At 61.8% G+C, this 11,207-nt stretch carries 11 protein-coding genes; 9 read left to right on the top strand and 2 right to left on the bottom strand.

The window, feature by feature from the left end; translation table 11 throughout:
- Position 1: 1 nt before the first annotated feature.
- Together RI101_01515 and RI101_01510 are read right to left on the bottom strand one after the other, a co-directional pair.
- Positions 2–1,054, bottom strand: coding sequence for a tetratricopeptide repeat protein (locus tag RI101_01515; GenBank protein MEC4888712.1), 1,053 nt, complete (start codon positions 1,052–1,054; stop codon positions 2–4).
- 317 nt (positions 1,055–1,371) lie between these two features.
- Positions 1,372–1,800 carry an HIT family protein gene (locus RI101_01510; GenBank protein MEC4888711.1) on the bottom strand — a complete coding sequence of 143 codons (429 nt, stop codon included), beginning with the start codon at positions 1,798–1,800 and terminating at the stop codon, positions 1,372–1,374.
- A gap of 190 nt (positions 1,801–1,990) precedes the next feature.
- Between RI101_01510 and RI101_01505 the strand changes: the two genes are divergently transcribed.
- The 9 genes from RI101_01505 (at position 1,991) to RI101_01465 (ending at position 11,207) form a co-directional block, all read left to right on the top strand.
- On the top strand, positions 1,991–2,797 hold the full coding sequence (locus RI101_01505) for a hypothetical protein (GenBank protein MEC4888710.1): 807 nt from the start codon (positions 1,991–1,993) through the stop codon (positions 2,795–2,797).
- 1 nt (position 2,798) lies between these two features.
- Positions 2,799–3,221 (top strand): secondary thiamine-phosphate synthase enzyme YjbQ, encoded by a 423-nt coding sequence (locus RI101_01500; GenBank protein MEC4888709.1) that lies wholly within the window; start codon positions 2,799–2,801, stop codon positions 3,219–3,221.
- Between the two features lies 1 nt (position 3,222).
- The gene (locus RI101_01495) at positions 3,223–4,356 is read left to right on the top strand and encodes a trypsin-like peptidase domain-containing protein (GenBank protein MEC4888708.1); all 1,134 of its coding nucleotides are present in this window, start codon (positions 3,223–3,225) and stop codon (positions 4,354–4,356) included.
- Between the two features lie 139 nt (positions 4,357–4,495).
- Entirely contained in the window at positions 4,496–6,238 is a 1,743-nt protein-coding gene (locus tag RI101_01490; GenBank protein ID MEC4888707.1) for an AAA family ATPase, read from the top strand.
- An 87-nt stretch (positions 6,239–6,325) separates the two neighbouring features.
- Positions 6,326–7,852: a proteasome accessory factor PafA2 family protein gene (locus RI101_01485; GenBank protein ID MEC4888706.1), complete on the top strand. Its 1,527-nt coding sequence runs from the start codon at positions 6,326–6,328 to the stop codon at positions 7,850–7,852.
- Positions 7,849–8,043, top strand: a complete 195-nt coding sequence (locus tag RI101_01480; GenBank protein ID MEC4888705.1) for a ubiquitin-like protein UBact — start codon at positions 7,849–7,851, stop codon at positions 8,041–8,043. The genes RI101_01485 and RI101_01480 overlap by 4 nt, the downstream gene beginning before the upstream one ends.
- An 87-nt stretch (positions 8,044–8,130) precedes the next feature.
- Positions 8,131–8,904, top strand: coding sequence for a proteasome subunit alpha (locus RI101_01475; protein MEC4888704.1), 774 nt, complete (start codon positions 8,131–8,133; stop codon positions 8,902–8,904).
- A complete protein-coding gene (locus RI101_01470) occupies positions 8,897–9,721 on the top strand; it encodes a hypothetical protein (GenBank protein MEC4888703.1) in 825 nt (274 codons plus the stop codon). The genes RI101_01475 and RI101_01470 overlap by 8 nt, the downstream gene beginning before the upstream one ends.
- A gap of 1 nt (position 9,722) precedes the next feature.
- Complete coding sequence (locus RI101_01465; protein ID MEC4888702.1) at positions 9,723–11,207, top strand: proteasome accessory factor PafA2 family protein; 1,485 nt, start codon at positions 9,723–9,725, stop codon at positions 11,205–11,207.

The following is an 11,207-nucleotide window of genomic DNA, read 5'->3' as shown; positions in this document are numbered from 1 at the left end:
ACTATCGTCCGGCGATTTCGTCCAGGATGAGTTTCGCGTCTTGCTTCGGGAGGCCCTTCAGCAGCGCTTTGGCTTTTTGTGCATCCGCTGAAACGCCGAGGCCTATGCCGTAGATGCGCGCCAGCGCTTTTTTGGCCGGCAGGAAGCCGTCGGCCGCAGTGGTTTCAAAACAGGCCAGGATGCGCGGGTCGAATGGAGTGAGGCGGCCGTCGAGGCCGGTCTCATAGAGGCGCGCCAACTCGGCCTGCGCTGGTTCGCTCAGCGCCAAGGCTTCGTGCAGCAGGACCGTGACGCTGTCGGGTGATTCGCTTGTCTTGAGCAAGGCGATGCCCAGCGAGTCATTCGGATCGTGTCGCGCCGCGTTCGGATAGTCTGTCCAGAGAGAGTCACGATATTGCCTGAAGGCGTCGAGCGCGTCTTTCCGTCGGCGCTCCGGCTGCTCCGGTGACAGGGCCTGGCGGCGCAGTTGCGAGAGGGATTCCGCCGCCCGTGGGTGGCCGAATTCGACCGCGCGGGTCCACCAGCTGATGGCCCTGGCGGGATTTTTCTCCACACCCTGTCCGTTGCGATAGGCATTGCCGGTGAAGAACTGCGCCTGCGGAATGCCGCCGGCCGCCGCCTCCTCCATGAACTGGGCCGCCTCCTGATGGCGATTCGTCAGCTTCAAGACCAGCGCGAGCCGGTAACGGGCGTCAGGAAAGTTGGGCTGCAGTTCCAAGGCCCGCCGATAGGACTGGATCGCGGCGGGTAGATGGCCCAGCGAGTAGTGCACGCTGCCGAGATTGTAATGGGCCTGCGTCAATGTGGGATCCAGCAGGAGGGCGTCCATCAAGGCGGTGGCGGCGGCGCGTCCCTCCTGTTTGGCCATCAACGTGACGCCGAGTTGCAGATGGGCGAAGGCGTTCTTCGGATCCAGTGCGATGGCGGCACGGCATTCGTCGAGCGCGGCATCCAGGTCGCCGATGCGGGAGAGCCCTTGCGCCAGGTTCAGCCGGGCGCTCGCGTTACCGGGCGAGAGACGGACGGCGTTGCGCAATTCCCCGAGGAGGGTCACGGCGTCCTCAGGTGTGGGCGCCGGAGGTTCAGGGAGTTGGCGCTCTTCCACCTGTGGCGGAGGAGTGGGCGATTCTGAAGGCGGCGGCGGGATCTCGAGCACGGGTGACGGGTCGGTTTCTTGTGGCTGTGCGAAAGAGAGTTGGACGGAAACCCGCGCAAGACAGCAGAGGGACAAGAGGGCCGCGAACACCAATCGATGACGCATCGGAAACCTGTGACCCTCCGGATCGGTTATCAAAATTGGATTGTAGTATAGCACCGAATCGAGACCGGTGGGGATGACGGGATCCCGTACTGGGCGCGGCGATACGTGGGTTAACAGGCCTTCTGAAGGGCCTCTTGCAGGCGTTGGACTGTGTGCTGGAGGTCGGGACCTGATCGAAGCACCGGCTCATGCGGCACCCGCCACACCGGTTCGAGCGGGGTAGGATCATTCGCGAGGCGGGGGATGAGATGCCAGTGAATGTGTGGGAGCTGGTTGCCCAGCAATTCGTAGTTGATTTTTCGTGGTTCGTAGACCTGGTTCAGGACTTTGGCAACCAGGGTCACTTCTTCTATCAACTGCATCCGCTCGGTCGGTGCCAGGTGAAAGAGCTCGGTTGCATGCCGGCAAAAGACCAGTACGGTCCAGCCGGAAAAGAATTGATCGTCATGGAGATAGGCCCGGGTCAGCCCGAGGTCGGCGATGAAGTGGTCGGCTCTCGGCCAGGTGCCAGAACAGGCTTTGCATTGGGGATCATTCATGCGCCGAGCATAGCAAAGTTCGATCGATTGAGCGAGTGGCCGCTGGTGCTGTCGCCTTGACACCCTGGGCACTCGACGATATTCTGCGCCCGGTTCTGGCGACTCGTATGGTGTTCGTTTTCTTGCACCTATGCCAATTGCTCGTTCATCGGCGCCGCTTGTAATCCCTCGCCAACTGGTGGCGGGACTGATGCGGCTCTACGATTACCCCCACCCTCACAAAGCCGGGCGGATCATTCGCGGCTACGATCGGCCGCATGCCGTGCGGACGGCACGCATGTGTGCGGCCGTGGCCGCATCGCTGGGGCACGATCCGGATCGGGTGCGGTCCTATCAGATCGCCTGTCTGCTGCACGACCTGGGGCGGGCGGGTCTTGACCGAACACTGTTTGGATCTATCTGGTCATGGGCCAAAGAGCGGGGCATTCCGACCAGGCCGCGCGAGTGGCGTGCCGTCCACCCTGGCACCACCTATGGACGGGAGACAGAGGCGTTCCTCGCGCGATATCGGCGGGACCTTGAAGCGGCCGGGATCGCCGTGACTCCTTGGGCGAAGGAGCAGGTGGAAATGCGGCTGGGCTACGCGCGGCGGCTGGCGCGCCGCCTGCGGGCGGTCCGGCCCGCGATCAAGAATATGGGGATCACCTGGCTGCCCTGGATGCAGCAGGTGATGCTCTACTACTATTATCCCGAGCGGCTGGCATCGGCGAAACCCTGGGTGAAACAGCTGGCGGAAATTCTGGTCGCCTGCGAACAGTTCGAGGCCTACAGCAACCAACAGCGCGGGCGCGATTATTATGTGCGGAAGAAGGAGACGCTGGCCGACGCGTTCGCCTATCTCGCCAAGCTGCAGCAGGAAGGCATTCTGAGCCACGCGGTGATGGGTGCGCTGCGGGGCCTGGCCTCGAAGGGCGAATTTGACCGGGTGTTGGAAGAAGCGCGGGGTTGCCGGCTCTCTCCATCGGAGCGCCGGTTCCTTCGTCAGATGGAGTGCTGACATGGCTGTGAAGACCGTCGCGTTGCACGTGAACATGCGGGGCGATTCGCACATCGAGAACCTGACGGCTGCGGTGCAGTCTGCGCTGGCCGAGTCGGAGCTGGAGGCGGGGATCGTCACGGTGTTTGTGAAGCATACCACCGCTTCGATCATGGTCATCGAAGACGAACCGGGCATTCGCGCCGACACGAAAGCCTTCTGGGACCGGGTGGTGCCGGCCGATCCGGCCTGGCAGCACAATACGAGAAATCCAGGCGAAGACAACGGGCACAGCCATCTGCGCGGGCAGCTCCAAGGGCCGTCCGTGACCATTCCCTTCTCCGAAGGCGCCTTGCATCTTGGCACCTGGCAGCAGATCGTGGTCGTTGATTTCGACACGCGGTCCCGCACGCGCGAGCTCATTATTCAGATCATGGGGGAGTAGGGTGATCACGCGGCCTGTCAGAGGGTGCCTCCAGGGGATTGCCTTGGGAGCTTGTCTGTTCACATCCACCGTAGCGGCAACGGCGTCGGATTGGGGGAAGCCGCTCGGCGGCGGCTATGACGGCGCGGAGGGCAAGCCTCGGCCGGTTTCGCCTGGACCAGCCGAATTGTCTCCCGATGAGCGGGCCACCATGGCCGTCTTCGAACGAGCCACAAAGTCCGTCGTCTTTATTGCCAATACGGCGATCCAGCGGGACTTCTGGTCGCTGGAGACGATGGAAGTGCCGCAGGGCTCCGGTTCCGGATTCATCTGGAACAAGCAGGGCCATATCGTCACGAACTTTCACGTCATCTATGGCGCCAACTCCATTAAGGTGACGCTGGCCGATCGGAGCGAGCACCAGGCGAAAGTGGTCGGCGTCGATCCGGACCACGATCTCGCGGTCTTGCAGATTCAAGCGCCAGAGACGGTGTTAGAGCCGCTCGCGGTGGGCCTGTCGCACGACTTGCGGGTGGGGCAGAAGGTGCTGGCCATCGGGAATCCGTTCGGGCTGGACCATACCTTGACGACCGGCGTGGTGAGCGCCTTGGGACGCACGATCAAGTCGATGTCGAACCGGACGATCGACGGGGTCGTGCAGACCGATGCGGCGATCAATCCCGGCAACTCCGGCGGGCCGTTGCTGGACAGCAGCGGCCGCTTGATTGGCGTCAACACGCAAATTGTGAGCCCCAGTGGCGCCTATGCCGGCATCGGATTCGCCGTGCCGGTGGATACGGTGAATCGCATTGTTCCGGAATTGATCAAGCACGGGAAACTGATTCGTCCAGGATTTGGCGTGTCGTTCATTCCCGATGCGATGGCGAAGCGCTGGGGCATCAAGGGGTTGATTCTCGGGAAGGTCGCCCGTGGGGGTGCGGCCGATGCGGCTGGGCTCAGAGGCGCACGGCAAACGGCCGATGGCCGGATTGAGATCGGCGATGTCATTCTCGCGGTTGCCGGCAAACCCGTGGCCACGCTCGACGACCTGATGGACGTCATGGAGGCGCACAAGGTCGGTGAGCAGGTATCCGTCGAGATTTTGCGCGCCAATAAGCGGCAATCGGTATCGGTGACACTCCAAGCTGTCAATTAGCAGGTTGTGGGCCTTTCTGTTTCGATGCGGTTCTCCATCCAATCTGCGCTCTCGATTGCCCCCAATCCTCGATATCTCCCTGGTAGCGTCTGGCGCAAACATGTTGTTATGATGACGCCTGATTGGTTGGGAGGCACACATGAGCGACCATCGAGCGGACGACAAGGGGCCGGGAGGCCCATCGGATACAGGGGCGGGGAAGCGGCCGGCCTCGGCGGCGGCAGACCCGTTGGAATTGATCGAGCAGTGTCTGGCCTCGTTTCCTGAGAACGACCCCCGCCAGCAGATCCTCTACAAGCTCCGGCATTCGGTCATGCTGAATGCCGCCAGCCAACAGCAGCGGGAAGCCGAATACAAAAAGATCAGCGAAGTGGTCGGGAAGTTGACCGCGCCGGCCAACCGGATCGGCACCTTGCTCGACTTGCCCGGCGAAGGGCTGGCTCGGATCGTGGTGGGCGGCGCGGAGTATTACACCAATGTCGATCCACGGGTGCCGGCCGATGTGCTGAAGATCGGCACGCAGATCCTGGTCAATGAAGCCTACGCCGTCATCAAGACGCTGGGCTATGACCGGAGCGGGCCGGTGCTCAAACTGGCCGAAGCCTTGCCGGACGGGCGGTTGCGATTCGAGCAGGAGATGGGGCGGCAGTCCATGATCCTCCAGCGGTCGAGCGATCTCGCGGGTGTGGACCTCAAGGCCGGCGATGAATTGCGCATTGATCCGGGCCATCGCATCGCGATTGAGAAGCTCGAAGATCGGAAAGCCAAGACGCACGTGCTGGATGAAGTGCCGACGGTCACGTGGGAACAGATCGGCGGCCAGCAGGAGGCGATCGGCGCGATTCGCAAGGCGATCGAATATCCCCTGTTGCACGCGGAAACCTTCCAGCAATTCAAGTTCACACAGCCTAAAGGATTTCTGCTCTATGGCCCGCCCGGTTGCGGCAAGACCCTGATCGGTCAGGCGGCGGCGGCGAGTCTCGCGAAGCTGGTCAGTGAATCGATGCCCGAGGGCGGCCAGGGTGAAACGCAGGTGCCTATTACCGGCGGCGCCTTTCTCCACATCAAGGGGCCTGAGATATTGAATATGTGGCTCGGGGAATCCGAGCGGATGGTGCGCGATCTCTTTGCCAAAGCGAGAGCCAGGCGGCGTGAAGGCGCCTTGCCTTTTATTTTCATCGACGAGGCGGAGTCGATTCTCGGCACCAGGCGGGCCTCGCGTTCGTTCAATATTTCAAGCACGCTCGTTCCGATGTTCTGTTCCGAAATGGACGGGATCGAGTCATTGCGCGACGTGGTGATCATCCTGGCGTCGAATCGGCCGGACCTGATCGATCCGGCGGTCCTGCGTCCAGGCCGGATCGACCGCAAGATCAAGGTGAGCCGGCCCAATCGCGAGTCGGCGGGAGAGATTCTGAAAGTGTATCTGCGGGAAGACCTGCCGCTGGACGCCGCCTATGTGGCGGAGCGGGGTGGCGAGAAGGCGGCGGCCTTGCAGGCGCTGGTTGGCGACGTCATCGAGACGATCTTCAAGCGGACCGATGAGAACCGGGTGCTCTCGATCCGGTTGCGCAACGGGCAGCACAAGGTGCTCTATCGGGGCGATCTCGTGAGCGGCGCGATTCTCTCTTCCATCGTGCAGCGCGCGAAGGAAAAGGCGATCGACCGGACGATTCAATCCGGGACACCGGCCGGCCTGATGGCGAAAGATGTGCTGGACGCGGCATCGGAAGAGTTCCGCGAAGGCGAGATGCTGCCGCCGGACGATGCGGCGGAAGAGTGGCTGAAGCTGCTCGATCATCATCCCGACCAGGTGGTCGGCGTGTCGTCGTTCCGTCATGGCCGGCAGACCGAGGAACGGCTGGTGAGTCAGATTATTTGAGTGAGGCAAGGGGTGTGGGGCGAGAGGCTAGGGGGATCGTCTGAACCGCTAGCCCCTGGCCTCGTGCCTCTCGCCACGCAACGAATTATGCGTCTCTTTGGCATTGAAACAGAGTACGGCATTACGCGCGAGGATCTCGACGTGGTGGATCCGGTCGTCGAGTCGATGGAGCTGGTGCGGGCGCACCTGACCGCCTCCTTCGAGCGGCGGTGGGATTACAGCGGCGAAGATCCGCATGAAGATTCGCGCGGGTTCCGGGTGTCCGGCCTCCAGCAGGACAAGGAAGAGGATGAGTTCGCCAAGGTCGATGCGCACCGGCCCTTTTCGTTTCACGAGATGAAGAGCGACCTGGTGCTGCCGAATGGCGCCCGGTTTTACAACGACCATACGCACCCGGAATACTCCACTCCCGAGTGCCGCACCTTGCGCGATCTGCTGGCCCATGACCGGGCCGGCGAGCGGGTGGTGCAGCGCGCAGCTGAGCGGAGAAACCGGACGTTGGGCGGACCGCATGTGCAGGTCTACAAGAACAACTCCGATTTTCATGGCCACAGCTATGGCTGTCACGACAACTATCTGGTCCCGCGCGCGATCCCGTTTCCCACGCTGGTAGAGGGGTTGATTCCGTTCCTCGTCAGCCGCCAGGTGATTGCCGGGGCCGGCAAGGTGGGGGTGGAGGCGCAGGAAAGCGGTTTCGTGCCGGGCTCGTATCAGCTCTCGCAACGGGCCGACTTCATGGAAACGGATCTGAGCGTCGACACGATGCACAATCGCCCGATCCTGAATACGCGGGACGAACCCCATGCCGATCCCAAGAAATACCGGCGGCTGCATTTGATCATCGGCGACGCGAATATGTGTGAATATGCGACTGCGTTGAAGATCGGCACCACGCAGCTGGTCCTGGAGTTGATTGGCCGCGATCGCGCGCCGGCGATCGAGCTCGATCAGCCGGTCGTTGCGGTAAAACATATTGCGCGTGACCGCGATCTCAAAGCGGTGGTGCGGCAGAAGAACGGCCTCATGCTGTCCGGTGTCGAGATCCAGGAGCAATATTGTGCGGCGGCGGAGGCAGAGTTCGCCGGGTCAGATCCGGATACGGATTGGATCTTGCGGGAATGGCGGCAGACGCTGACGCTCCTTACGACGGATCGCGCGCAGCTGGTGGGGCGCTTGGATTGGGTCACGAAGCTGTGGCTTCTGGAAACCTTCATGCGGGAAGAACGGATTGGCTGGGATGATCCCTGGCTGGCCAGCTTGGACCTTGAATATCACAATGTGAATGCCGAGCGCGGGCTGTATCTGGGGCTTGAAGCGGAAGGCAAGGTCTGGCGCATGACAACGGAAGCCGACATTGAGCGGGCCTTGTCGGCTGGTCCCAGCGATACACGCGGTGGCTTGCGCGGGCTCTGTGTGCGGCGTTTCCCGGACCAGATCAAGTCGATGCAGTGGGAGCGCATTCAGTTTTCCGGCGGGTTGATGCCCAAGACCTTGGAAATGGGCGATCTGTTCACTCCCGAGGATGTGAAGGCCTGTGCGGCGGTGCTGGAGGCGGCTGCGTCTCCCGCCGAAGCGATGACGGCCTGGAATCGACGAAAGGATGCACGATCATGACATATACAAGCATGCCGGAACGGCGCGAGGGGCCGGGTGATCCAATGCCGAAAGCGCCGAGCCCATTGGAGGAAGGCAGCGGACCCAAGCGGCCTGATATTGGGTCGCCCGATAAGGACAGTTTGATGAAGCGCATGAAGAAGGTCGATCCGAAGCAGGCTGAGCGGTATCGGCAAAGAACTGGTGAATAGGCGAGAGGCAATAGGCAAGAGGCGATGGGAGGGGCAGGTGGGTTTCCTCTCGCCCCTCGCCTCGTGCCCCCTAGCCTGGAGGTTTCAATGGGAATGCAGGGCGATTTCTTTCAACTGCTCAAAGAGCAGGGCTATACATTAGGGAGTCCCGGCCAGGCCGGGAACGGACAGGAGCTGACGAGCGCGACGACGATTCTCGCGTTCAAATATCGTGACGGCGTGCTGGTGGCCGGCGATCGGCGGGCCACGGCCGGCAATATGGTGATGTATGACCGGACGGACAAGGTCCTAGAGATCGACCGGCACAGTGTCATGGCGATTGCCGGCGTGCCCGCCACGGCCTATGAGATGGTGCGGGTGCTGGAGCATTCCTTCAAATATTACCGGCGGACGCAACTTCAAGAGTTGAGTTTCGAAGGGAAGCTGCGCGCGGTGTCCAAGCTCTTGAAGGAGAATGTGGCTGCGGCCTTGGCGGGAACCGGCGCGGTGGTGCCGGTCTTTGCCGGGTACGATTTCGAGCAGGGGACGGCGAAGATTTTCTTCTACGATATTCTCGGGGCTGAGTTTGAAGGCGTGGAGTATGCGGTGTCCGGTTCAGGCTCGCCGACGATCCGCGGCATTCTCCACTACGTCAATACGTGGGGTGAGCGTCCGCTCGTGCAGTTGAATGAAGAAGAGGCGACGATTCAGGCGTTGCGCCTGCTGACGAGTGCGGCCGAGTTCGATTCGGCGACCGGCGGGGTCAACCGGGAGGCGAGCCTCTATCCGGTCATCAAGCTCATTACGCAGGACGGGCTGCGGACGATCCCGGATTCGACGCTGAAACCATTGTTCGAAACGAAGGTGTCGCGCCATGTATGAAGAACCCTATCGGTGGGTGGAAGCGGTCGGTAATCGCCGGTCGTATCTCGATGAACAGTTCCGGCAGGGCAGCCCGGTTGTCGGGCTCGTCTACGAGGGCGGTATTCTGCTGACGACCGTCAGCAAAGGGACCTCGAAGCTCTATGAGATTTACGATCGGATCGCGCTGGGAGGCATGGGGCATCCGGCGGATTTGGAAAAGCTGCGGTTCAACCTGCTGGAGATGGCGCATGTCGAGGGGTTCAACCGTTCGCCCTCCGATGTGACGGGTTCGCGCCTGGTTAAGTACGGGATCGCGCCGGTGATCAAGCAAGCGTTTGAAGAGGTCTATAAGGCGCCGTTTATCGTCCGGATTCTGCTGGCTGAGCTGGGACAGAAGCCGGAGCGGGACTCGCTGCTCACGATCAATTATGACGGCACGTTTGAAGAGATGAAGAACCAGGCCGTCCTGGCCGCCACGAAAACGGCTCAGGCGCGCATGCTGGAGTATCTGAACACACAGAGGCCCGCTTCCTGCTCCCTCGATCAAGGACTGGTGCTGGCGCTCCGTACCTGGGCGATCGGGTCTCTCGCGCATCGGCAGGAATCGGCGGAGACGGCGGAGGAGTCCGGACCATCCGGTGAGAGCCAGAAGGCTGCGGCGATTCCGGATCAGGCGGCGCTGCTCGCGCATCTTCGCGAGGTGCTGGCGGACAAGACGTTGGAATGTGCCGTGCTGGACCGTCAGCAGCCAGGATCGTCCAAGTATCGGGCGCTCAAGCCGGCTGAGTTGACGCGGCTCTTGCCGAAGGACTTCCAGCCGATTGTGGCCGGCTAAAATGCTGAACCGTATTTTTGGGATCGAAACCGAGTATGGTCTCCTGGTCAATCAGGACCGTCCCGACCATATGCCGACGTGGTTTGCCCACCAGATCCGCGATCATCTCTTCCATGTCCAGCGCCGGGGGGTGCTCGATTTGCACCATCGCGGGCATGACGAGCCGCCGGGGAACGGCGGATTTCTCACCAATGCCGGGCGCATGTATTTGGATATGGGGCATCTCGAGTATGCCTCGCCTGAATGCCATTCGCTGGCGGATCTGGTCGCCACTGATCGGGCAGGCGATCTGGTGCTGCAGCAGGCGATCGAGGAACTCGGATTCGGCGATACGATCTCGCTGATCAAGAACAATATCGATCACGAAACCGATGCCACGTTCGGATCGCACGAGAACTATCTGGTCACCAGACAATTCCCGTTCAGCCGGCGCGGGTTGAGCCCGCTGGTGACGTTTCTGGTGACCCGCCAGATTTTTACCGGCTCCGGGCGGATCGGCGCCGCCAGTCCGCAGGATGCCTGGATTCAGATGGACCGCCTGATCGTGCCGCGTGCCGTGCTGCATCAGGGTTCGCCGCAGACGATGATTCCGTTTCAGATTTCGCAGCGGGCGGACCACATCGTCAACGACTTCTTCGAGTGGGTCCAACAGAACCGGGCCATCATCAATACCCGCGATGAACCGCTGGCGGACCCGAATCAGTACCGGCGCATTCATCTGCTGCTCGGCGATTCCAATATGGCCGAATATGCGACGGCGCTGAAGATGGGCACGACCGGGCTGGTGCTGCAGCTGATCGAGGAGGGCAAGGCGCCGCGCGGATTGGATATCGACGAGCCGGTCGAGACCCTGCAAGAGATTTCACAGGATCAAGAACGCCAGTGGATCGTGCGGTTGCAGTCAGGCCGGAGCATCTCGGCCATCGACATCCAGGAACAGTTTCTGGCCGCGGCCCGCGACGCCTATGCCGGGCAGGACGAGGAAACCGACTGGGTGCTGGCTCAATGGGAAGCGGTGCTGACGGATTTGCGCGGAGACTATGCCAAGCTGGTGGGCCGCGTGGATTGGGCCTCCAAGCTCTGGCTGCTGGAGTCTTTCCGCGAGGCCGAGCAGTTGGAGTGGCACGATCCGACGCTGAAGAGTCTGGACCTCGAATACCATAATCTTCGCCCCGATCGCGGGCTCTACTTCGGATTATTGGAAGAAGGCCGTGTGCCACGCATGACGACGGACAAGGCCATCGCGCTGGCGATGGAACATCCGCCCCGTAACACGCGCGCGTTTGGCCGCGGCGAGCTGGTTCGGCATCTGCTCGCGGCCGGTCCGATCGCCGAACCTGGTGGGCCGGTGCAGGATGAACGCTATTTCCCCGCCTATGTGATCAATTGGTCGATCTTTCAAGTCCGCGGCCGCACGCCGTTTCCCATGCCGGATCCTTTCAAAACCTATGCGCAGGACGTGCGCTCCCATCTGAACGTCGAGTAA

Source organism: Nitrospira sp. (assembly GCA_035968315.1).
Taxonomy (GTDB): Bacteria; Nitrospirota; Nitrospiria; order Nitrospirales; family Nitrospiraceae; genus Nitrospira_D.
The sequence above is the reverse complement of the archived record's forward strand: the minus strand, read 5'-3'. Positions and strand labels throughout refer to the sequence as shown.

Coding starts and splice junctions, on each gene's coding strand:
- RI101_01510 (MEC4888711.1), bottom strand. CDS start 1,800: ATGAATGATCCCCAATGCAAAGCCTGTTCTGGCACCTGGCCGAGAGCC.
- RI101_01505 (MEC4888710.1), top strand. CDS start 1,991: ATGCGGCTCTACGATTACCCCCACCCTCACAAAGCCGGGCGGATCATT.
- RI101_01500 (MEC4888709.1), top strand. CDS start 2,799: ATGGCTGTGAAGACCGTCGCGTTGCACGTGAACATGCGGGGCGATTCG.
- RI101_01490 (MEC4888707.1), top strand. CDS start 4,496: ATGAGCGACCATCGAGCGGACGACAAGGGGCCGGGAGGCCCATCGGAT.
- RI101_01485 (MEC4888706.1), top strand. CDS start 6,326: ATGCGTCTCTTTGGCATTGAAACAGAGTACGGCATTACGCGCGAGGAT.
- RI101_01480 (MEC4888705.1), top strand. CDS start 7,849: ATGACATATACAAGCATGCCGGAACGGCGCGAGGGGCCGGGTGATCCA.
- RI101_01475 (MEC4888704.1), top strand. CDS start 8,131: ATGGGAATGCAGGGCGATTTCTTTCAACTGCTCAAAGAGCAGGGCTAT.
- RI101_01470 (MEC4888703.1), top strand. CDS start 8,897: ATGTATGAAGAACCCTATCGGTGGGTGGAAGCGGTCGGTAATCGCCGG.
- RI101_01465 (MEC4888702.1), top strand. CDS start 9,723: ATGCTGAACCGTATTTTTGGGATCGAAACCGAGTATGGTCTCCTGGTC.